Origin of the sequence: Kitasatospora sp. NPDC058115 (genome assembly GCF_042884635.1) — a bacterium.
GTDB lineage: Bacteria > Actinomycetota > Actinomycetes > Streptomycetales > Streptomycetaceae > Kitasatospora.
Genome location: NZ_JBHVTL010000014.1, coordinates 45471 through 67681 on the forward strand (window position 1 = coordinate 45471; position 22211 = coordinate 67681).

Genomic DNA, 22211 nt, shown 5'->3' on the forward strand with positions numbered 1-22211 from the left:
TCCGGCGCCGATGCTAGAACCGTGTTGCCAGCATGTGCAACCCTCATTGCGCATGTTGCAACATGGCAGATGGAGGAAGACGGTGGACCAGACCTTCGCAAGCAGTGGCACCGGCCCGGGCCTCGACACCCGGGCGGTGGCGGCCCTGGCCGAGGAGGTGCTCGACTGGCGGTTCAAAGCGCTGCCGCCGGCCGCCGCGGGCCTGACCGTCAGCCAGTACCTGGCCACCGGGCCCGCCCTCGCCGACCTCGGCACCCCGCTGCTCACCCTCGACGCGGGTGCGCTGGACCACAACCTGCGCACCATGGCCCGCTGGTGCGCCGACGCGGGCGTGGCGCTCGCGCCGCATGGCAAGACCACCATGGCGCCCGCGCTCTGGCAGGCGCAGCTGGAGGCCGGCAGCCACGGCATCACCCTCGCCAACCTGCCGCAGCTGCGGGTCGCCCGGGCCTTCGGCGTGCGGCGGCTGCTGCTCGCCAACGCGCTGCTCGACCCGGCCGGCCTGCGCTGGCTGGCGGGCGAGCTGGCCGCCGACCCGGACTTCGCGTTCGCCTCCTGGGTGGACTCCGTCGAGAGCGTCCGGCTGATGGACCGGGCGCTGCGCGCGGCCGGTGCCGAGCGCCCGGTCGAGATGCTGGTCGAGCTCGGCGGCCCGGGCGGGCGCACCGGGGCGCGCACCGTCGACGCGGCGGTGGAGATCGCCGACGCCGTCCGCAGCGCGCCGACCCTCCGGCTGGCCGGCATCGGCGGCTACGAGGGCGCGCTGGCGCACGACGCGAGCGAGGGCGGCCTCGGCGCGGTGCGCGGCTACCTGCGCTCGCTGGCCGACCTGCACGGGCGGCTCGCCGGCCGGTACGCGGACGGGGCGGCGCCGGTGGTGACGGCCGGCGGCAGCGCCTACTTCGACCTGGTGGCCGAGGAGCTGGCCGCGCTGCCGGAGGCGTTCGTGGTGCTGCGCTCGGGCGCGTACATCGCGCACGACGACGGCTTCTACCGGGGCATCTCGCCGCTCGGCCGCGGGGCCGGGCGCGAGCGGGGCGCCCTGCGGGCGGCGCTGCACGGCTGGGCCAGGGTGGTGTCCCGGCCGGAGCCTCAGTTGGCGCTGCTGGACGCGGGCAAGCGCGATCTGCCGTTCGACGAGGGGCTGCCGGAGCCGCAGCTCGTGCGGGGCGGTGCGGGGCCGGACGGCGCGGGGCCGGACGGCGCGGAGCCGGGTGGTGCGGGCGTCGCGGAGTTCGCCGGGACGGCGGCGCGGATCACGGCGCTCAACGACCAGCACGCCTTCCTGCGCGACGCGGGCGACCTCGCCCCGGTCGGCGCCGTGCTGCGGCTCGGCATCTCGCACCCCTGCACCGCCTTCGACAAGTGGGCGCTGATCCCGGTGCTGGACGACGCCTCGGCCGCCGAGCCGAAGGTCACCGGACTGGTCAGGACGTTCTTCTGATGAGCGGTGCACGGACCGACGGCAGGGGCGCGGCGAGTCCGGCCGCGGCGGGCCGGGGCACGGTCTTCCGGGGCGCGACGGTCGTCGACGGCACCGGCGCCGGGCGGTACCGGGCGGACGTCCGGGTCGCCGACGGGGTGATCGTCGAGGTCGCCGACCCGGGCGCCGCGGCGGGCGGCGCGGCCCGCACGGTGGACGCCGACGGGCTGGTGCTCGCCCCCGGCTTCATCGACATGCACGCCCACTCCGACCTCGCCCTGCTGCGCGAACCCGAGCACCCGGCCAAGGTCACCCAGGGCGTGACCTGCGAGGTGCTCGGCCAGGACGGCCTGTCCTACGCGCCCGTCGACGACACCACGCTGCCCGCGCTGCGCCGCCAGATCGCCGGCTGGAACGGCGACCCGGACGGCTTCGACTGGGACTGGCGGACCGTCGGCGGCTACCTGGACCGGCTGGACCGCACCGGCCCCGCCGTCAACGCCTGCTACCTGGTGCCGCACGGCTCGCTGCGGATGCTCGCCATGGGCTGGGAGAACCGGGCCCCGAGCGAGGACGAACTCGACCGGATGCGCGAGCTGTTGGCGCAGGGCCTGGCCGAGGGCGCGGTCGGCATGTCCAGCGGCCTGACCTACACCCCCGGGATGTACGCCGGGACCGAGGAGCTGGTCGAGCTCTGCCGGGTCGTCGCCGGGTACGGCGGCTTCCACGCGCCGCACCAGCGTTCCTACGGCGCGGGCGCGCTGGAGGGGTACGCGGAGATGGTCGAGATCGCCCGGCGGTCCGGCTGCCCGCTCCACCTCACCCACGCCACCATGAACTTCGGCGTCAACCAGGGCCGGGCCGGCGAGCTGCTGGACCTCGTCGACCGGGCGCTCGACGACGGCGTCGACCTCACCCTGGACAGCTACCCCTACCTGCCCGGCTCCACCACCCTGGCCGCCCTGCTGCCCAGTTGGGCCACCGAGGGCGGCCCGCAGGCCACCCTGGCCCGGCTCGGCGACCCGGCGGCGCGCGAGCGGATCCGCTACGAGGTGGAGGAGAAGGGCAGCGACGGCTGCCACGGCGTGGTCACCGACTGGGCCACCATCCAGCTCTCCGGCGTCGGCTCGCCCGAGCTCGCCGACGCGGTCGGCCGCACCGTCGCCGAACTCGCCGCCGCCGAGGGCCGCAGCGGCACCGAGGTCTTCCTCGACCTGCTGATCCGGGACGGGCTGGCCACCACCATCCTCCAGCACGTCGGCCACGAGGAGAACGTCCGGGCGATCATGCGCCACCGCGCGCACACCGTCGGCAGCGACGGGCTGCTCGTCGGCGCCCGGCCGCACCCGCGCGCCTGGGGCACCTTCCCGCGCTACCTTGCCCGCTACGTCCGGGAGTTGGGCGTGCTGACGCTGGAGGAGGCGATCGCCCGGATGACCGGCCGCCCGGCCGCCCGGCTGCGGCTGCACCGGCGCGGGCGGATCGCCGCCGGGTATCACGCCGACCTCGTCCTGTTCGACCCCGAACGCGTCCAGGACACCGCCACCTTCGAGCAGCCCAGGCAGCCGGCCACGGGCATCGAGCACGTCGTGGTGAACGGCACCGCCGTCGTCGAGCACGGCCGTGTCACCGGTGCGCGGCCCGGCCGGGCGCTGCGCCGGACCGGGCGGGGGGTGGAGGCCGGGTGAGGCGCGGGGCCGGTCCTGCGGTCGTCTCCGGTGCTGGTGCTGGTGCTGTTCCTGCCCCCGTCCTCGTCCCCGTCCTCGTCCTCGTCCCCCGGGCCTGTGTTCGTGCCCGCTCCCGTAGTTCCGAGTGAATGGATGAATGCCCTGTGAACCCCAACCCTGCGAACGCGCGCCCGGTGAACCGGAAGGCGTCCGCCGAGGCCGTGGCGGCGTCGGCGCGGGCCGCGCTCGCCGCCGAGCCGGTGATCGCGGTCGTCCGCGCCCCGCGGATACCGGACGCCGCCGCGCTCTGCGCGGCACTGGCCGAGGGCGGCATCACCTGGACCGAATTCACCTTCACCACGCCCGATGTGACGACCCATCTGCGCAAGGCGGCGCAGGCCGGCCACCGCGTGGGGGTCGGCACCGTGCTCACCGCCGAACAGGCCGAGAGCGGGCTCGCCGTCGGCGCGTCGTTCCTGGTCACCCCCGGTCTGCGCCCCGAGGTGGCGGACGCCGCGCACGCGGCCCGGGTCCCGGTGGTGCTCGGCGCGCTCACCGCGACCGAGGTGGCCCAGGCCGTCGACCTCGGCGCCGCCGCGGTGAAGATCTTCCCCGCCCGGGCCTTCGGCCCCGGCTACTTCAAGGACCTGCGCGGACCGTACCCGGACGTCCCGCTGGTCGCCTCCGGCGGTGTCAACGCGGGCAACGCGGCGGAGTTCCTGGCGCACGGCGCGCTCGCGGTCTGCGCCGGGACGGACGTGGTGGCGCCCGAGGTGGTCGCGGCGGGCGACTGGGCCGAGATCACCCGGCGGGCACGGGCGTTCACCGAGGCCTGCGCGGCCCGGTAGCGGTCGCTGCCGGGCCCGGCTCCGGTCAGGTCCTCTCCTTTCCCGGTCCTTCCGGCCCTCCCGGCCGGCTCGGGCCGGGAGGGGAGAGGGAGGGCGCCAGGGGCGCGGGGGAGCGGAAGGGGCTCGGGAGGGCGCGCGGCACGGCCCGGGGCTGCTTCCGGGAACCGCGTCGCGAGGCACCGGGAGTGGCCGGGCCGGGCTGTTGGGGCGGCCGGGATTCGACGAGAATCGGTAGCCCCCCGGCACCCGGCAGGAGGATCCACCCATGACCTCGACCCGCCCCGGCCCCGAGTGGCTGACCGACGCCGTGCTCTACCAGATATACCCCCAGACCTTCGCCGACTCCGACGGCGACGGCATCGGCGACTTCGCGGGCATCACCGAGCACCTCGACCACCTCGCCTGGCTGGGCGTGGACACGGTCTGGCTGAACCCGTGCTTCGCCTCGCCGTTCCGCGACGCGGGGTACGACGTCGCCGACTACTTCACCCCCGCCCCGCGCTACGGCACCGCCGGCGACCTCGCCGCCCTCGTCGACGCGGCGCGACGGCGGGGCATCCGGATCCTGCTGGACCTGGTCGCCGGCCACACCTCCGACCAGCACCCCTGGTTCCGGGCGTCGGCGCAGGACCCCTCCGACCACCGCTACATCTGGTCGGAACAGCCGCTGGAGGGCTTCGTCGCCTCCCCGGGCAGCCGGGCCGGCTGGTACCGGCCGAACTTCTTCGACTGCCAGCCGGCGCTCAACTTCGGCTACGCGCGCGAGAACCCGGACGAGCCCTGGCGCCAGCCGGTGGACGCCGAGGGCCCGCGCGCCAACCGCGCCGCGCTGAAGGCCGTCATGGCCCACTGGCTCGGCCTCGGCGTGGCGGGCTTCCGGGTCGACATGGCGTCCTCGCTGGTCAAGGACGACCCGGGCTTCGTCGAGACCGGCAAGCTCTGGACCGAACTGCGCGACTGGCTCGACCGCGACCATCCGCAGGCCGCCCTGTTCGCCGAGTGGGGCGACCCGGCCGCCGCCGTCACGGCCGGCTTCCACGCCGACTTCTTCCTCCAGTTCGGCGGACCGGGCGACGGCCTGCCGCTGCGCTCGCTGTGGAACAACAACGCGGGGACGGTGAAGGAGTACTGGAAGCAGGGCCCGTGCTACTTCGAGGCCGAGGGGCGCGGCACCCCGCAGGTGTTCCTGGACGCCTGGCGCTCGGCGGCCGAACTGACCGAGGGCGCCGGGCACATCGCCCTGCCCACCGCCAACCACGACTTCTCCCGGCTGGCCACCGGGCCGCGCACCGCCGACCAGCTCGCCCCGGCCTTCGCCCTGCTGCTCACCTGGCCGACCCTGCCGGCGGTCTACTACGGCGACGAGATCGGCATGCGCTTCGTGCCGGACCTGCCGGACACCGAGGGCAGCGGGCTCGGCGCGACGTACAACCGGGCCGGCTCGCGCACCCCGATGCAGTGGGCGCCCGGAGTGAACGCGGGCTTCTCCACCGCGCCCGCCGACCGGCTCTACCTGCCGGTCGACCCGGACCCGCACCGCCCGGACGTCGCCACCCAGCGGGCCGATCCGACCTCGCTGCTGCACACCGTGCGGCGGCTGATCGCGCTGCGCCGGGCGCACCGCGGCCTGGGCGCGCGGGGCTCGGTGGAGGTGCGGCACGCCGGGTACCCGCTGGTGTACACCCGGTCCGGGCGCTACCTGGTGGTGGTCAACCCGCGGCGGGAGCCGGCGGTCGTCCCGGCGGACGTGGCGTTCGGCGGGCCGGGCGGGACGGGAGGCTCCGGTGGGCCCGGCGGGTCGGGTCGGGCGCGGCCGCTGGACGTCCAGGGCGTGCGCATCGGCGCGGAGGGTGAGCTGCGGGCGGACGGGTTCTCGTACGGCGTGTTCGAGCTCGGGTAGCGCCGTCGGGGGCGCGCGGAAGGTGTGAGGCCTCGGTCACCGGGGGCGGACTTCGGTCCGCCCCCGAAGTGGTTGTAGACTGCATCCAGATAGTTGCATTTACCACCCGACTGTCGCCCGGTGGTCGATCCGGTCGAGCTTGATCGAGCCGCTCCGGCCGATCGAGTTGATCGAGCCGATCGATCCTGGGCAACCTCGTCGGAGGACGGACCGAACTCCCCCATGAGCACACCCCGGACCACCGTCGCAGCGCCCCCGTCGGGGCACGCGCTCAAGCACCTGGCGCTCCACCTGCTCACCCCGCTGCTGATGTGCCTGGGCATGGCGCTCGCCTACCAGGGCGCCTTCCACCAGCCCGAACCGCACCACCTGAAGGTCGCCGTCGTCGGCACCACCGCGCAGGCGCGGGAGCTGGCCACGGCCGTGCAGGGCGCGGCGGGCGACGCGCTGGACGTCGCGACGCTGCCCGACCGCGCGGCCGCCGAGCAGCGGCTGCTCGACCGCGAGCTGGTCGGCGCGTTCGTGCCGGCCGCCGGCCGCCCGGAGCTGCTCGTCGCGAAGGCCGACTCGGACACCTCGGCGATGGCGGCCGAGAGGGTGTTCCAGCGCGTCGCCACGGAGCAGGGCGTGCCGCTGGCCGTCACCGACCTCACCACCCCGAGCACGGGCGACCCGACGGGGCAGGGCCTGTTCTTCCTGCTGGTCGCGCTCAGCATCGGCTCCTACGGCAGCGTCGCGGTGATCGGCGCGGCCGGTGCGGCGATGAGCATGCGGATCCGGGTGCTGACCGGCCTCGCCGTGTCGCTCGCGGTGAGCCTGATCGGGATCGTCACCGCGGGGCCGGTCTTCCACGTCGTGGATCACGACCTCGCCGCGGTCTGGGCGCTCGGCTGGCTGTACTCGGCGGGGGTGATCGGCATCGGCATCGGCCTGCACAGCTTCCTCAAGCGGTGGACCACGCTGGCCATGATGGTGCTGTTCGTGATGCTGAACTTCACCAGCTCGGGCGGGGTCTACCGGCCGGATCTGCAGAACGGCTTCTTCGGCGGCCTGCACTCCTTCTGGACCGGTGCCGGCTTCCTGGAGGGCGCGCGCAGCCTGCTGTACTTCGACGGCGGGGCGGGGTTCGGCGGGAACCTGCTGGTGCTGGTGCTCTGGCTGGTGGCCGCGGGTGCGCTGGTCACCGCCGCGGCGCTGTACGAGAAGCGTGGCCGGGTGGCGGCGGCCGGGGTCGGTTCCGGGCCGGGCGCCGAGGCCGGTTCCGCGGCCGGTTCCGGGGCCGGTTCCGGGGCCGAGGAGGAGATGGAGGAGTCGGCGGTCGCGGTCTGACCGGCCGTCGACTCGGGGGACTGCTTCACCGGGTGCCGGGGGCATCGGCGCCGGGTGGGGATCGGCGGCCCGCGACCGGCCCCGGACAAGCCGGTCGCGGGCCGCGCTGCCGATGCCCGGCGGTGTGCGGTGGTGCGCGGAGGTGCGTGGAGGTGCGTGGCGCGGCGGTCGGCGCGGCCGACCGGGGGATCCTCGCGGCGGCGCCGAGCGGCACCGCCGGGGCGGCTGCACGGCGTGCTCTGCTGACGGGGGCCGCCACCCGCCGTCCGCCGTCCTCCGAGGAGTGCCGCCGTGCCCCGACCGTTCCGCCGCCCCGCCCGTCGTCCGGCCCCCGCCGCCCTGCGCTCCGGTGCCCCGGCCGTCGCCGTCCTCGCGCTGGCGCTGCTCGCCGGCAGTCCCGCCGTGGCCGTGGCGCCACCGCTCTCCGACCCCCGGATCGTCGCCCACTTCGACGTCTCCCAGGGCCTCCAGCCCGAGAACATCGCCCTGGAGCCCGACGGCGCGCGGTGGACCTCACCTTCTCCAACGCCCGCCAGGTCGGCCGGGTCGCCACCGACGGCCGGCTCATCGTGCTGGCCACCATGCCCGCGCCCGCGCACCCGGCGACCCCGCTGCTCGGCCGGGCCGTCGTCTCCGGCCTGGTCCGCGCCCACGACGGCACCCTGTACTTCGCCTACGCCACCGGCACCGAGGACCTCACCGGCATCTGGCGGCTCTGCCCGGGCGGCGCGCCCGAGCGGATCGCCGCGTTCCCCGCCGACAGCCTGCCCAACGGCCTCGCGCTGGACGAGCACGCGGGCGTGCTCTACTCCGCCGACTCGGCGCTCGGCCTGATCCGGGTCGTCCCGCTGCACGGCGGCGCCCCGGCGGTCTGGTCGGACGACGCCCGGCTCAAGCCGGTCGGCGCCTTCGGCGCCAACGGCCTCAAGGTGCACCGGGGCTCGGTGTGGGTCGGCAACACCGACACGGCGTCCCTGCTGCGCATCCCGGTCCGCCCGGACGGTTCCGCGGGTCAGGCGGAGGTTCGTGCCGAGGGCCTGGAGGGGCTCGACGACTTCGCCTTCGTCGGGGCCGGAGACGACCTGCTCGCGGCGCTCAACCCCTCAAGCCGGGTCGTCCACGTCGGTCCGGACGGCACCTGGCACACCGTCCTCGACGCGGCGGACGGGCTCTCCAACCCCACCTCCGTCGCGATCGGCGGGGACACCGTGTACGTGCCGAGTGCCGCGTTCTTCACCCTGACCGATCCGAACCTGCTGGCCGCGACGCTGGCGCGGTAGGCGGTAGGCGGTGGGCGGTGGGCGGTGGGCGGTGGGCGGTGGGCGGTGGGCGGTGGGCGGTGGGCGGTAGGCGGTGGGCGGTGGGGGCGCGTGGCGTGTCTGTGGCGCGTCGCGGTCCGCTGGACGGTTTCGCGGGTTCGGTGGGAGTCCGGGTCGCGTTCGTCCGGGGCCGGGGGTGGTCTGGTCGGGGTGCTCACGCTCTTCAGCCGGGTCGTGCGCCCCTGCCTGTCGGCCGCACGCAGGCCCGTCAGGGGCCGCTCCGTGCCGCGGACACTGCCGCGTGGGCGGTTCGAGGGCTCGGCCGGTTCAGCGGCGGGCCGGGGCGCGGGTGAAGCAGCAGTCGCCGCAGACGCCCGCCTGCGGGCCGAGCCGGTAGTACAGACAGCAACTGGTGCGCCGGAACGCCGTGCCGGCCGGCGTCGCGGTGAGCGTTCCGGTCCCGGCCAGCGGCGGGTGGCCGAGCACTTCGGCGACGAGGGCGCGGGCGGTGCCGTGCGGGGCGGCGTGCGCGGTCTGCGCGTCCAGCACGCGCAGTGCGCCCGCCAGGGCGGAGGCGGCGTTGCCGCGCAGCAGTCCGTCCGCGAGCGGGACCACGGACCGGACCGCTGCCGCCAGATCCGCCAACTGTCCCTCGACGACGGTCCGCCGGAAGCGGTCCGGGAGCGGGGCCCGGTCGGGCCGCGCGGGCCCGCCCGGGTTCGGGTACGGCAGCCACAGGCCGACCGGCCCCTGTTCGGGGACCCGGATCCAGGCCCGGTCCGGGTGCAGGTCGGGCACCTCGCCGAGCAGAACGGCCGCGCCGAGGCCGACCGAGCAGAACCGGGCGGCCAGGCCGAGGTGCAGGACGGAGGCCGCGACCCGGGGCTCGGCGGTGCCCAGCCGCCGGGCCACCCCCCGCACGCGCCGCGCCAACGCGCCGTCCGGGGCCGGGTCGTAGAACTCCCGCAGCGGCCGGAAGCCCGGCGGCGGGACCTCGCCGGGCGTGGTGGCGGCGTCCAGGGCGAAGTACGGGCCGAGGGCGGCGAGCCGGCGGTGGTCGGGCGGCGGCGCGTCGCTCATCGGGTCCTCCGGTTCTGTCGTCTCCGTGCTGCGGCGGCGGGGCGGGGGCGTCGGTGCCGGCCGGACGAACGCTACCGTGCGGCGGCGTCGGCGCGGCACGGCGGTCGCAGGCATCCCGGCCCCTGCGGGACGGGAAGGACCCCGGGAGGGCGGGGGACGGCCGGACCGTAGGCTCGGGGCATGCCTGTCGAGTCCGGCCCCGGTCCGGTGCCCTCCCCGTCCGGCGCGTCCTCCGGTACCGGCGCGCGGTTCCGTGCGCGGTTCCGTCGGCCGGTGGGGGTGGTGGCGGCGCTGGTCGTCCTCCTGCCCGTCGTGCTGGCGCACTCGGGGCAGCACCTGGCCGCGCTGCTCCTGGCGGCGCAGGCCGCCCTGACGGTCCTGGTGGCCGTGGTGCCGTGGCCCTGGCGGCGGGCGACGCTCGCACAGGCGGCCGGGGGAGTGGCCGCACTCTCGCTGCTGCTCGACCTCGGCTACGCGGGCCCGTACCGGCTGGCCGCGTTCTGGCTGCCGTTCGAGTGGACGGCGTTGCTGGTGCTGGCGGGGCGGGCGGCCCGGCGCGCCCGGGGTCGCTGGGCGGGTCCGGCCGGCGTGCTGACGGTCCTGGCGGTTCCGGCCGTGCCGCTGCGGTTCACCCTCCGGACGCCGCAGGGGAGTTGGACGGGCTCGGCCATCGTCGTGCTGCTCTCGCTGGTGCCGCTGGCGGTGGTCGTCGGCGCCGGACTCTATCTGCGGGTGCTGGACGCCCGGCGCGAGCGCGCCGTCGCCCGGGCCCGGCGCGAGCAGCGGCTGGAGGTGGCGCGCGGGCTGCACGACTTCGTCGCGCACGAGATCACCGGCATCGTGCTGGAGGCGCAGGCCGGGCAACTGCCGGGCCAGGAACCGGAGGAGACGGCAGCGCTGCTGCGCCGGCTGGAGGAGGCCGGGCTGCGCGCGCTGGACTCGATGGACGCCATGGTGGGCGCGCTGCGGGAGCCGCGCGAGGAGGGGGACGGGGCGGATTCTCCGGGGGGTGCCGCCGGTGCCGCCAACGCCGTTGATGCCACTGGTGTCACTGGTGCCGTCGGTGCCACCCGGGTGTACGGGCTGGCGGATCTGCCGGAGCTGGTGGGCCGGTTCAGCGGGACCGGGCCGACCCGTGCCCGGCTGGAGGCGGCGCCGGAGGCCGTCGGGCTGCTCGGCGGGGAGGCCGGGGCCACCGCGTACGCGGCCGTGCTGGAGGCGCTCACCAATGTGCGGCGGCACGCTCCGGGTGCCGCCGAGGTGGTGGTGCGGGTGGAGGTGCGGCCGGGGGCGGCGGCCGTGGCGGGGCGGGTTGTGGCGGGGCCGGACGTGGTGGTCGTGTCGGTGAGCGACGACGGCGGCGGATCCGGCGTCCGGGGGCTGCTCCGGCGCCGTGCGGGCAGCGGCGGCACCGGGCTGGTGGCGCTCGCCGAACGGCTCGCCGCGCACGGCGGCGCGCTGGAGGCGGGGCCGCTGCGCCCGGCGGGGTGGCGGGTCGGTTGCGAACTGCCCGTGCGGTAGGCCGATCGGCAGGGGTGGCGGGCGGAATCCGGCGCCGAAGATCTGCCGATCGGCAGATGGCACCGGGGTGGCGGGAGGCGATGCTCATAGCCGTGACCGACGCGCCCGTCGAAGGAGGAGCCGCCATGGCCGCCGTATCCGTCGTACCCGCCGAACTCGCCGTACCTGCCGAACTCGCCGTACCCGTCGATCTCGCCGCACGCGCCGCGCCCGGTGTCCCGCGGCGGCCCCGGGGCCGGATGCCCGCCGCCGTCGCGGCCCTGGCCCTGGCCGTCCTGCCGGCCACCGTGGTCGGCTGCGCCAAGGCCGCCGACGCCACGCCCGAATCGACGGTGTTCGGCTACAGCGGCAGCACGTTGAACGTGGTGACCAGGCACCACGTGCCGACCGATCTCGTCGCGACGGACCGTCAGGACGTCAAGGTGACGCGTTGGTTCAAGGCGGACGGGATCGGCAGGGAGCGGACCGGGTGGGAGCTGGAGGGCGACACGCTGACCCTGGAGGCGAGTTGCTCGGGCTTCGCCAACTGTGACGCGCGGTTCCGCGTCGAGGTGCCGCCGCACATAACCGTGCTGCGCGACGGCCGGGCGACCGACCTCAAGGGCGCCGGGCCCGCCTGAGCGCCCGGGCGCGGCCGAGTGCCCGGTCCCGCCCGAGTGCGGCCCGCCCTCGGCGTCGTGCGAGACTGCCGTGCGTGACGAGTCCGAACCCGGAGCCCATCCGCACCCTGATCGCCGACGACCAGGAGGCCGTGCGCCGGAGCGTGCGGCGGATCCTGGAGGCCCAGCCGGACATCACGGTGGTCGGCGAGGCGGCGGACGGGGTCGCCGCGCTCGAACTCGCGGCGGAACTGCGCCCGGACGTCGCGCTGGTGGACATCCGGATGCCCCGGATGGACGGGCTGGAGCTGACCAGGCGGCTGGCCGCGCCCGGGGCGGCGACGCCGGTGCGGGTGGTGGTGCTGACCACCTTCGACCTCGACGAGTACGTCTACCCGGCGCTGCGGCACGGGGCCTCCGGGTTCCTGCTGAAGCGGTCCGGCCCGGCGCTGCTGGCCGAGGCGGTCCGGGCGGCGGCGGGCGGCGAGAGTCTGATCAGCCCGTCGGTCACCGTGCGGCTGCTGCAGCACGTGAACGCGCCCCGGCGGGTGGACCGCCGGTCGGCCCCGGCGTCGGCGCTGACCGAACGGGAGGTGGAGATCGCCGGACAGGTCGCGGCCGGGCGGACCAATGCGGACATCGCCGCCGAGCTGTTCATCTCGCCGGGCACGGTGAAGACCCATGTGGCGAGCATCCAGCGCAAGCTCGGGGTGCAGAACCGCGTCGGCATCGCCGTGCACGCCTGGGAGATGGGGTACGCGGTGCCGTCCGCACGCTGACGCGGGCCGCACCGCGCGGCGGGAGGCGGCGGACGTGCGGAACCTGCGGGGTGGAGGTGGCCTCCGGACGTCACGTCCTCCGGCCTGACGGTTCGATCGTCGACCGAGGTACCAGCGGCAGACCCTGATCCGTCTCGATCTGTCGCCACTGCCTCCTGCGGTCGAACTTCCTCTGACCCCGCAGGTCCACCACCATGATGCGCCCGGGGCGGCGGATGCACCAGGGGTTTCGGGAATAAATCCACCAAATCAGCCGAATTCGGGCGTCCGGTGTCCGGGTGGCACGACGCCGGCGGCTCAGCCTTGTAGCGCGTCCTTGCGCAGGAAGCGCTTCAGGCGCTGCCACGGCCAGGTGTTGATCACGTCCTCGGTGGTCAGCCAGGCGCGCTGCGCGGTGCCGATCCCGTAGCGGGGATAGGCGAGGTGTGGGGTGGCGTGGGCGTCGCTGTCGATCGCGAACTTCACCCCGTGGCGCTTGGCCCGCAGCACGTCCTCGTCCCGCAGGTCGAGGCGCTGCGGCGAGCTGTTGATCTCGATGGCGGTGCCGGTCCGGGCGGCGGCCGCGAAGACGGCGTCCAGATCGACGTCGATCGGCCCGCGACGGCCGATCCGCCGGGTGGTGAGGTGGCCGATGACGTGGACGTGCGGGTTCTCGCAGGCCCGGATCAGCCGGCGGGTCTGCGCGTCCCGGTCCGCGCCGAAGTGCGAATGGACGGACGCCACGCAGACGTCGAACCCGGCGAGGAACTCGGCCGGCCAGTCCACGCCGCCGTCCGGTCCGATGTTCAGCTCGGTGCCGTGCAGCAGCCGCATCCGCCGGTGGCGCCCGGCCAGTTCGCGCAGCCGTTCCCGCTGGGCGAGCATCTTCTCGTCGGTCATCCGCTGCATCACCAGGTCGGGGGCGTGATCGGTGACCGCGAAGTACGCGTAGCCGCGGGCGGCAGCGGTGTCGATCATCTCCTCCAGGGTGGCCAGCCCGTCGGTCAGGTCGGTGTGGGTGTGCAGGTCGCCGCGGAGGTCCGCCTCGGTCACCAGCTCCGGCAGCTCGCCGCGCAGGGCCGCCTCGATCTCGCCCCGGTCCTCGCGCAACGTCGGCGCGATCCACGGCAGGCCGAGCGCCGCGTACACCTCGTCCTCGCTCGCCGAGACGATCTTCTCGCCGCCCTCGGCCTCGAACAGCCCGTACTCGGAGAGCTTCAGCCCGGCCCGGACCGCCATCGTCCGCAGCTTGATGTTGTGCGCCTTCGAGCCGGTGAAGTACACCAGCGCCGCGCCCCAGTCCTCCTCGGGGACCACCCGCAGGTCCACCTGGATCCCGTCCGTGGTGCGCACCGAGGTCTTGGTCGGCCCGGTGCCGATCACCTCGGCCACGGAGGGCAGGGCGGTGAGCGCGGCCATCAGCGGCGCCGAGTCCTCGGCGGTGGCCAGCACGTCGATGTCGCCGACCGTCTCGCGCATCCGGCGCAGCGACCCCGCGTACGCGCAGCGGGTGCACCCCGGGACCGCGCTCAGCGCCGCGACCAGCTGGTCGGCCAGCGCGGTGGCGACGTCCAGCAGGGTCCGGCCGCCGGACTGCCGCATCAGCTCGATGCCGTGCAGGATCTTCTCGCCGCTGCGCTCGCCGAGTCCGGGGACCTCGCTCAGCCGGTCGGCGCGGATCGCCTCGGCGAGCTCGTCGACGGAGGCGATGCCGAGGTCGCGGTAGAGGGCGAGGGCGCGTTTCGGCCCGACGCCGGGCACCGACATCATCGCGCGGACCCCGGCGGGGATCTCGGCCCGGAGCGACTCCAGTGCCTCGATCCGCCCGTCGGCGAGGTACTCGGCGATCTTCTCGGCGGTGGACTTCCCGACGCCCGGGATCTGCTGGAGGCCCTTGACGTCCAGGCCGCCGATGTCGTCGGGATGGCCGCCGACCGCCCGGGCGGCCTTCTCGTAGGCGCGGGCGCGGAAGGCGTCGCCACCGGTGATCGAGATCAGGTCGGCGTACTCCTGGAGCAGCTCCCTGACCTTGTCGTTGAGCCGGGCCATGGGGACAGTCTAGGTTTCGCGGGTCCGCCCGGCGCTGCGCACGCGCGCCGGCCGGGCGTGGATGCCCGCTTCCCCGGTCGTCACCCGCCGCCCCGGGCGGCGGGTCCGTCGGGCCCCGGGTGGTGGGGCGGGTCCCGCCGCCCGGGGCAGCCCGGGTCGGCCGTTCCTCACTCCCGCGCGACGGCCAGCACCACGACCACGGTGAGCCCGCCGCCGGGTGTCTGCTCCACCGCCAGCCGGCCCCCGGCCGCCTGGACCAGCCCCGAGATCGACGGCCCGACCCGCTCGGGCCCGCCCACCGCCCCGCCCGGCGCGCGCCCGTGGACCGCGCCGAGCAGCCACTGCCGCGCCTCCGGCGGCGCCGACGCGCCCCGGTCCACCACCCGCAGCTCCACCCGGGCCGGCTCCGCCGCCCACGGCCCCGAGAACGGATCGGCCCGGACCAGCACCCGGGCGCCCGGCGGATTGCGGCGGATCGCGTGGTCCACCAGCCCGGCGAGCGCCGCCTCCAGCCGCACGGAGTCCGCGACCACCACCGGCAGCCCCACCGGCACCCGCACGGTCACCGTCGCCGCCCGGCCGCCGCCCCGCAGCACCCGCCCCACCAGCTCGGCCGGCTGGACGTGCCGCGCGTCCGGCACGCAGCCGCCGGCGCGGTCGGTCCAGCGCAACCGCTCCAGCTCCGGCCGCGACAGCAGCTGCGGCCCGGCCATGCCGCCGGACCCGGAACGGCCCGCCCCACCGGCGCCCGCCGTTCCGGCCGCGCCGCCGAACACCACCGCACGCCCGTCCGGTTCCGGGCGCCCGCCCCCGCCGACGCCCTTGAGCAACCGCACGCCCACCAGCGCCCCGGACCGCCCGAGCGGACCGAGCCCGCCCAGCGCCCGGGCGCCCGACGCGACGTAGCCCCAGAGCTTCCCGCCTGTCATCGTCCTGCCCCTCGTCCCGCGCGGACCGGACCCGCCGCCTCCACGACGGGCCGGTGCGGACCGATTCCCCGGCCCTGCGCCAAGCCTGCGCCCCCGCCGTCCGGGTGACAATCCGGCCCCGGGGCCCCAGAAGGCACTGCCACCCCTCCGACCAGCGGGGCCACCACCCGCCGACCGACGGGAGCACCACACCGGCGCGCACCCGCCACCGTGCGCCCCCACCCCTCCCGTCCCGGGCCGCGGCGGCGCCGGGCCCTCACCGGTGCCGACGGCCGGGCGGCCCGACGCTCCCGCGGCCGCTCGCCCTGTTCGAATCCGCAAAGATTTCTTCGCAAAAAACCTTTGCGAAGAGGTCTTTGCGGTCCTATGGTGCTGCCATGACCGATGACCGCAGGTGGCCGCACAGTCCGGACCCGCAGACCGATGTCGTGATCGATGCCAGGGGCCTGCGGGCCCTGGCCCACCCGGTGCGGGTGCAACTGATCGGGTTGCTCCGCAAGAACGGCCCGTCCACCGCCACCAGGCTGGCCGAGCAACTGGGGCTGAACTCCGGCGCGACCAGCTACCACCTCCGCCAGCTGGCGGCCGCGGGCTTCGTCGCCGAGGACACCGAGCGGGGCAACGCTCGCGACCGCTGGTGGAAGTCGGTCCACCAGGTGACGTGGTGGACCGATCCCGACCTCGCGGAGCAGGAGCCGGAGGCCGCGCTCGGCTACCTGCGCTCGATCGTGGCGGCGCACACCCTGACCGCGCAGACGGCCCTCAACGCCCTGGAGACGATGCCGGTCGAGTGGCGGCACGCGCTGGACCTCAGCGACATGGTGCTCCAGCTCACCCCGGAGGAGGCCCGGACACTCGCCGGGGAGCTGGCCGACGTGGTCGCCCGCTACCGCCGGATCGAACCGGGGGCGCCCGTGCCGGAGGGCACGGACCGGGTGGCCGTGGTCGTCCAGGTGCTGCCCGAGCCGCAGGGCGGCCCGGCCGGTGACGGACCGGAGGGGCGGTCATGACCGCACGGACCACGGCCTCCGCTCCGGCCCGGGGCGAGGCCGCGCCGCGCAGCCTGAAGCCGATGGCGGGTGTGCTGGCGGCGATGGCGATCTCGCTGACCGGCACCAGGGTGTCGGCCATCGCCCTGCCGTGGTTCGTGCTCGCCACCACCGGCAGCGCGACCATGACCGGCGTGGTCGCGTTCGTCGAGCTCGCGCCCTATGTGCTGGTCAAGGCGTTGGTGGGCCCGGTGATCGACCGGCTCGGGCCGCGGGTGGTCTCCTGGACCACGGACGCGGTGAGCGCCGTCGCGGCCGGCCTCGTGCCGCTGCTGCACGGGCTGGGGCTGCTGCCGTTCTGGCTGCTGCTGGTCATGGTCGCGGTGATCGGCGGCGCCCGCGGCCCGGGGGACCTCGCCAAGGAGGTCATGGTCCCCGAGGCGGCCGAGCGGGCCCGGTTCCCGCTGGAGCGGGCCACCGGACTGGCCGGTGTGACCGAGCGGCTGGCCAGCACGATCGGCCCGGCGGTGGGCGGCGGGCTGGTCGCCCTGCTCGGCCCGATGGCGGGTCTGACCGTCAATGCGGTCGCCTTCGCGCTCGGCTCGCTGGTCATCGCCGTCGCGCTGCCGCGCGGGACGGGTCACGCCGCCGCCCCGGCCGTGCCCGACGCCGAGGAGGAGCCGCCCGGCGGCTACTGGCAGCTGTTCCGGGAGGGCTTCGCCTTCCTGCGGCGCGAACCGCTGCTGCTGACGATCATCGTGATGATCGCGGTGACCAATCTCCTGGACGCCGCGTTCCTGACCGTGCTGGTCCCGGTCTGGGCCCGGGAATCGGGTGGCGGACCGGCCGCGATCGGCCTGACCGGAACGGTCTGGGGGGTCGCGGCGGTGGCCGGCAGCCTGATCGCGGCGGCCGTCGCCCACCGGCTTCCCCGGCGCACGGTGTTCTTCATCGGCTTCCTGCTGGCGGGCGCCCCGAGGTTCGTCGTGCTGGCGCTGGACGTGCCGATGGGCGTGGTGCTCGCCGTGTTCGTGGTGGGTGGCTTCGGGTGCGGGTTCATCAACCCGATCCTCGGCGCCGTCCTGTTCGAGCGGGTGCCGCGTCAGCTGCTGGGGCGGGTCAACGCGCTGGGCGACTCGCTCGCCTGGGCCGGGATCCCGCTGGGCGGCCTGCTGGCCGGTGCGACGGTGGCGGTGTCGGGGCTGATACCGGTGCTGCTCGTGTGCGGCGGTCTGTACTTCCTCGCCACCACCCTGCCGGGCCTGCGGCCGGAGTGGCGGGAGATGGACCGCAAGCGCGGCCGCGCCCCGGAGGCGGCCGCCGCCGCGAGCGGCGAACCGGAGGAGAAGGTGCCCGCTCCGCCCGTCCTGCCCACCTCGGCCGCCTCGGCCCGTGCGGCGGCCGTGGCCCCGACCGAGTGACGGAGGCGGGCAGGGCGGACGTGACGGTCAGCCGAGGTCGAAGGGGGCCGGGGCACGGTCCGCCCAGATCCGGGCGGAGGCCTGCTCGGGAGAGGGGACGGTCACCGCGGGGCGTCCGGGCGGCGGCCGGAGCCTGCGGGCGCTCGGCGAGCACCCGCACCCGCGCGAGGTGCTCCGCATGATGCTCCGGGAGACCCTCCCGCTGCACCCGGACGCCCGCGTGACCGGCCGGATGAGCGCCGCCCACGTCCTGGAGGCCCTGCACGACGAGGACGGGCGCGCCCTCGTGGAGCAACTGCTCCGGCAGGCCGTCGAGACCGGTCTGCTGCTCGCCCTCACCGGCTTCACCACCCTGCTCGAAGGGCGATCACCCCGGAGGAGGTGCTCACCGCCGTCGACGGCCAGCTGGACCGGCTGTTCGGCCGCCGGTGATCCCCGCGGGGCCGGCGGCACGGGGGCGGTCGGCGGGGCGGGTCAGGGCGTGGGCGGGCCGCCGTGCGGGTGCTGCGGGCGCTGCGGGTGGGAGGTGCGGGGGACGGACGTCCAGTGGAGGAGGAGAACGGAGGCGACGGCGGCGAGCGCGCACCAGGTGGAGACGAAGGCCATCCGCCACAGGAGCGCGCAGACCAGGGCGCCGATGCCGGTGATCAGGCCGAGCCGGCGCAGCAGCCGGTCACCGCCGGCCAGCAGGGCGCCGACGGTGGCGAGGAGGTAGCCCGTCAGGAGGAGTGCGGGGTGCGGGACGCCGATACGGTAGTCGAGGGTGTGGGCGTGGGCGGTGACGCCGATCGGATGGGTGGCCACGGCGTGCGCCGTCGGGACGGCCACCAGGATTCCGAGCAGGACCAGCGCGGTGAGCAGCCGCCGTCGGGACCGGCCGGCGTCGACGGCCGCGCGGCGCACGCCGATCGGGACCAGCAGGGGGAGCAGGGGCAGGGCGATCACCGCCCAGGCCGTGCGGGCCCAGGCGGCCGGGGCGGCCGGCGGATCGCCGCCGGTGCCGAGCCAGACCACCGCCTCGATCAGCTGGTGTACCCCGAGGACGAGGGGCAGCGCGGCGAGCGGGAGGCGTTCGGACCGGCCGGCCCGGTGGGTGCGGACCAGGCAGAGCACACCGGCGGCCGTCACCGCGCCGCCGATGACGAGGTCCGCCCGGGCACTCCAGCACATGGGGGCTCCCGAGCCCGCTCAGCGGGGGCCGGGGGACGCGTCGGTGGGTGGCGGGCCGGTGGGCGGATCGTCCTCGGGGCCCTCGTCCGACCCGTTCGGCTCGTTCGGCTCGTTCGGCTCGTCCGAGTCGTCCGCCGAGTCGCCCGGCACTTCGCCGATGGACTCCAGGACGTCGCCGGTGGTACCGGGCAGGGCCGGGTGGCGGCCGATCACCACCACCCCGATGACGATGGCCACCAGGCCGGCTGCCTGCCAGGCCAGGGCGCCGGGGGTGACCCGCAGCCGGTCGCCGAGGAACCCCACCGCGCAGGCGATCCCGGTGATCGGCTGCGCGGCCGTCAGCGCGGGCAGGGACATCCGCAGTGGTGCGGCCTCGAAGGCGCTCTGCACCAGCAGCAGCCCGACCACCCCGGCCGCCACCACCGCGTACGGCTGCCAACTGCGCAGCACCGCCTCCAACCCCTGGTGGTCGAGCCGCTGGGTGGTGGTGCGGGTCAGCGCGTCCTGGAGCCCGTAGAGCAGGCCGGCGGCCAGGGCGAGCACCGTCGCCTCCTCGAACAGCGGCAGCCGGCGGGCCGTGGAGATCAGCAGCAGGGTGAGCCCGACCACCGTGCCGACCACCAGCCAGTGCCGCAGCTCGCTCGCCGGCGCGCCGCCGCCGGTGGGCCGGCCCGCCACGATGAACGCCGTCACCCCGAGCGCGAGCAGCAGCACCCCGGCCCAGCCGGAGCGCCCGAGCGTCTGGCGGGTCAGCACCCGGGCGAGCGCCATCGCGAAGATGAGGTTGGTGGCGAGCAGGGGTTCGACGAGCGAGACCTCGCCCTGGTTGAGGGCGAGCGCGGAGAGGATCAGTCCGGCGACCATGAAGCCGGTGCCGAGCAGCCACTCGGGCATCCGCAGGAGGTCCAGCAGCAGCCGCCAGTGCAGCAGATCGGCACGCGGGGCCCGCTGCGCCGCGTGCTGCTGGAGGACGAATCCGAGGCCCAGGAAGCAGGCGGCGCTCAGGGCCAGGACGAAAACCGCCACGGAGGGACCACCCGAGGGTTGTTGACCGCACCGCACCGCCGCCCGGCTCCGGGGCGGCTCCTCGGGCGGGTCCGCCCGCGTGGCCCGGCGATCCGGAGCGGGGTGTCCCGCGGCATCGGCGCGTTGGGGCCAGCCTACCGCCGGGGTGGGGCGCCGACCCGTGGAACCGCGTCGCCCGGCGGGTCGCGCCATCCCGTCGCGCCGCCCCACCGACCCGCCCCACCGACCCGCCCCACCGCGCGGACCCCCGGGCGGGGCGGCCCCGGGCCCGGCGCCCGGTTGCCGCCGCCGCACCGGGGGGCGCACGCTGGGGGGAGCGGCCGCCGCGGGAGCACCGCCCGTACCGGCCCGATCAGGCGCGACGGGGGTCGGCGCCAGGAGGTGTGGCATGCACAACCAGTGGGATGTGGAGCTGAGCTTCGAGGAGGACGGCGTCCACACCGGATGCCAGGCGAGGCTGACCGGTGCCCGGGCCCCGGGCCTCACCGCGCACGGGGAGTCGACCAGGAGCGTGGACGACCGCCCGCTCGCCAGGATCGGCGAGGAGGTCGCGGCCTCACGCGCGCTGGATGCGCTGTCCCGCAAGCTGAAGGCCCAGGCCGACGGGGAGATCGAGGACGAGGGCCACCGGCCCGGGTACCTGATCTACTGAGGGTCGGCGGCGCGGCGGCCCGGGACGAGGAGCAGCGCGAGCAGGGCGGCCACACCGAGCACGGCGGCCGTGACCACGAACGCCCGGTCGTAGCCGGCCGCGAGGGCGGCCCGCGCGGCGTCGGCGCCCCCGCCGGCGCCCCCGCCGGCGCCCCCGTCGGTGGCGGCCCGGCGGGTGGCGGCCACCGCGACGGTCGACAGCACGGCGAGCCCGATGCTGCCGCCGCACTGGCGCCCGGCGTTGAGCAGCCCGCTGACCAGCCCGGCCTCGCGCGGGTCGACGCCCGAGGTGCCCATCGCGGTGTTGGCGACCATGCAGACGCCGACGCCCACGCTGGTCACGATCGACGGTCCGGCGAAGCCGGTCGGATAGCCGGAGTCCGGGCCGAGCCCGCCGAACCAGAGCATTCCCAGCGCGGCGAGCAGCAGCGCGCCGGCGAGCGTGGCCCGGCCGCCGAAGCGGGCGGTGAGGCGGCCCGCGACCATGCTGCCCGCCGCCGTCCCGGCGCAGAACGGCAGGAACGCGGCGCCGGCCGCCAGCGGGCCGTAGTCCAGGACGTTCTGCAGGAACAGCGAGCAGAAGTAGAAGCCGACCAGCATGCCCGCGCCGAGCAGCGTCACCAGCAGGCTCGACATCCACGCCGTCCGGGCCCGCAGCACGCCCAGCCGGACGATCGGCGCCCGCGCGAAGCGTGCCTCCCAGAGCAGGAAGAGCAGTCCGAGCAGCACGGCGGCGCCGAGCGTGGCGAGCGTCCGGGCCGAGCCCCACGGGTGGCGGTCGGTCGCCATGAGGCCGTAGACCAGGACGGTCATCGCGCCGGTGCCGAGCGCGGCGCCGAGCACGTCGGGGCGGCCGGTGAGCGGCGGGCGGACGGCGGGCACCGAACGGACCGCCAGGGCGAGGCCGGCCAGCACGATCGGCGCGTTGACGAAGAACACCCAGCGCCAGTCGAGCAGGTCGGTCAGCACACCGCCGAGCAGGACGCCCAGCGCGCTGCCGCCCGCCGTCACCATCGACCAGATGCCGAGGGCCCGGGCCCGGGCGGCCCCGTCGGTGAAGGTCACCATGATCAGGGTGAGCCCGATCGGTGCCAGGACGGCGGCCGAGACGCCCTGGCCGGCCCGGGCCGCGATCAGCTGTGCGGGGGTCCGGGCGAACCCGCCGAGCACCGACGCGAGGCCGAACAGCACCAGGCCCCAGAGCACCGCGCGGCGGTGCCCGGTGAGGTCGGCGATCCGGCCGCCGAGCAGCAGCAGTCCGCCGAAGGCGAGTGCGTAGGCATTGACCACCCACGGCAGGGCGCTGTCGGCGAAGCCGAGGGAGTGGCCCATCGCGGGGAGCGCAATGTTCACGATGCTGGCGTCGAGGGTGACCATCAGCTGGCAGACGGAGACGGTGGCCAGGACGAGGCCGGGGCGGGCGGTGACGGGGCGGGATGTCCTGGACGCGGGTGGGGTGGTGGTGCGGGACGGAGCGGGTCCGGGCATGGCGACCTCCGATGCGAACGTTGTTCGCGTAAGGTAAGCCTTACCTGAAGGGTGGTGCAAACGCCCAGGCCGGAAGGGGCTTGGCGCAGGCATGGCAGGATGGC

General features: G+C 75.9%; 18 protein-coding genes. 12 read left to right on the plus strand and 6 right to left on the minus strand.

The window, feature by feature from the left end:
• Window positions 1-82 precede the first annotated feature (82 nt).
• From ACFVVL_RS16720 to ACFVVL_RS16745, 6 genes are all read left to right on the plus strand, one after another.
• A complete protein-coding gene (locus tag ACFVVL_RS16720; protein ID WP_387675692.1) occupies window positions 83-1444 on the plus strand; it encodes an amino acid deaminase in 1362 nt (453 codons plus the stop codon).
• The gene (locus ACFVVL_RS16725) at window positions 1444-3111 is read left to right on the plus strand and encodes an amidohydrolase family protein (protein ID WP_387675695.1); all 1668 of its coding nucleotides are present in this window, start codon (window positions 1444-1446) and stop codon (window positions 3109-3111) included. The genes ACFVVL_RS16720 and ACFVVL_RS16725 overlap by 1 nt, the downstream gene beginning before the upstream one ends.
• A gap of 143 nt (window positions 3112-3254) precedes the next feature.
• The gene (locus ACFVVL_RS16730) at window positions 3255-3938 is read left to right on the plus strand and encodes a bifunctional 4-hydroxy-2-oxoglutarate aldolase/2-dehydro-3-deoxy-phosphogluconate aldolase (protein WP_380287742.1); all 684 of its coding nucleotides are present in this window, start codon (window positions 3255-3257) and stop codon (window positions 3936-3938) included.
• Between the two features lie 265 nt (window positions 3939-4203).
• On the plus strand, window positions 4204-5838 hold the full coding sequence (locus ACFVVL_RS16735; RefSeq protein WP_380287743.1) for an alpha-amylase family glycosyl hydrolase: 1635 nt from the start codon (window positions 4204-4206) through the stop codon (window positions 5836-5838).
• A gap of 222 nt (window positions 5839-6060) precedes the next feature.
• Window positions 6061-7167, plus strand: coding sequence for a hypothetical protein (locus ACFVVL_RS16740; RefSeq protein ID WP_387675699.1), 1107 nt, complete (start codon window positions 6061-6063; stop codon window positions 7165-7167).
• A 506-nt stretch (window positions 7168-7673) separates the two neighbouring features.
• Window positions 7674-8447, plus strand: coding sequence for a hypothetical protein (locus ACFVVL_RS16745; protein ID WP_387675702.1), 774 nt, complete (start codon window positions 7674-7676; stop codon window positions 8445-8447).
• Between the two features lie 306 nt (window positions 8448-8753).
• Here ACFVVL_RS16745 and ACFVVL_RS16750 read toward each other — a convergent pair whose 3' ends face one another.
• Window positions 8754-9506 carry a (2Fe-2S)-binding protein gene (locus ACFVVL_RS16750; RefSeq protein ID WP_387675705.1) on the minus strand — a complete coding sequence of 251 codons (753 nt, stop codon included), beginning with the start codon at window positions 9504-9506 and terminating at the stop codon, window positions 8754-8756.
• A 180-nt stretch (window positions 9507-9686) separates the two neighbouring features.
• On the opposite strand from ACFVVL_RS16750, the gene ACFVVL_RS16755 reads away from it, so the two are divergent.
• The 3 genes from ACFVVL_RS16755 (at window position 9687) to ACFVVL_RS16765 (ending at window position 12405) form a co-directional block, all read left to right on the plus strand.
• Entirely contained in the window at window positions 9687-11027 is a 1341-nt protein-coding gene (locus tag ACFVVL_RS16755) for a histidine kinase (protein WP_387675708.1), read from the plus strand.
• A 125-nt stretch (window positions 11028-11152) separates the two neighbouring features.
• Window positions 11153-11647, plus strand: a complete 495-nt coding sequence (locus tag ACFVVL_RS16760) for a hypothetical protein (protein WP_387675711.1) — start codon at window positions 11153-11155, stop codon at window positions 11645-11647.
• Window positions 11648-11721: 74 nt separating this feature from the next.
• On the plus strand, window positions 11722-12405 hold the full coding sequence (locus ACFVVL_RS16765) for a response regulator (RefSeq protein WP_380287749.1): 684 nt from the start codon (window positions 11722-11724) through the stop codon (window positions 12403-12405).
• 297 nt (window positions 12406-12702) lie between these two features.
• Here the strand turns inward: ACFVVL_RS16765 and polX are convergent, their stop codons facing one another.
• Entirely contained in the window at window positions 12703-14433 is a 1731-nt protein-coding gene (gene polX / locus ACFVVL_RS16770; RefSeq protein ID WP_380287750.1) for a DNA polymerase/3'-5' exonuclease PolX, read from the minus strand.
• A 167-nt stretch (window positions 14434-14600) separates the two neighbouring features.
• Window positions 14601-15362: an ATP-binding protein gene (locus ACFVVL_RS16775; RefSeq protein ID WP_380287751.1), complete on the minus strand. Its 762-nt coding sequence runs from the start codon at window positions 15360-15362 to the stop codon at window positions 14601-14603.
• A gap of 377 nt (window positions 15363-15739) precedes the next feature.
• Here ACFVVL_RS16775 and ACFVVL_RS16780 point away from each other — a divergent pair, with 377 nt between their 5' ends.
• Window positions 15740-16372, plus strand: coding sequence for an ArsR/SmtB family transcription factor (locus ACFVVL_RS16780; protein WP_387675716.1), 633 nt, complete (start codon window positions 15740-15742; stop codon window positions 16370-16372).
• On the plus strand, window positions 16369-17772 hold the full coding sequence (locus ACFVVL_RS16785) for an MFS transporter (protein ID WP_380287753.1): 1404 nt from the start codon (window positions 16369-16371) through the stop codon (window positions 17770-17772). The genes ACFVVL_RS16780 and ACFVVL_RS16785 overlap by 4 nt, the downstream gene beginning before the upstream one ends.
• Before the next feature lie 474 nt (window positions 17773-18246).
• On the opposite strand, the gene ACFVVL_RS16790 is transcribed toward ACFVVL_RS16785, so the two are convergent.
• Both ACFVVL_RS16790 and ACFVVL_RS16795 read right to left on the minus strand, forming a co-directional pair.
• A complete protein-coding gene (locus ACFVVL_RS16790) occupies window positions 18247-18942 on the minus strand; it encodes a DUF6629 family protein (protein WP_387675720.1) in 696 nt (231 codons plus the stop codon).
• A gap of 18 nt (window positions 18943-18960) precedes the next feature.
• The gene (locus tag ACFVVL_RS16795) at window positions 18961-19968 is read right to left on the minus strand and encodes a DMT family transporter (RefSeq protein WP_387675723.1); all 1008 of its coding nucleotides are present in this window, start codon (window positions 19966-19968) and stop codon (window positions 18961-18963) included.
• 388 nt (window positions 19969-20356) lie between these two features.
• Here ACFVVL_RS16795 and ACFVVL_RS16800 point away from each other — a divergent pair, with 388 nt between their 5' ends.
• Window positions 20357-20620: a dsRBD fold-containing protein gene (locus ACFVVL_RS16800; protein WP_376090492.1), complete on the plus strand. Its 264-nt coding sequence runs from the start codon at window positions 20357-20359 to the stop codon at window positions 20618-20620.
• On the opposite strand, the gene ACFVVL_RS16805 is transcribed toward ACFVVL_RS16800, so the two are convergent.
• Window positions 20614-22107: an MFS transporter gene (locus tag ACFVVL_RS16805; RefSeq protein ID WP_387675727.1), complete on the minus strand. Its 1494-nt coding sequence runs from the start codon at window positions 22105-22107 to the stop codon at window positions 20614-20616. The two genes, ACFVVL_RS16800 and ACFVVL_RS16805, sit on opposite strands and share 7 nt — an antisense overlap.
• Window positions 22108-22211 lie beyond the last annotated feature (104 nt).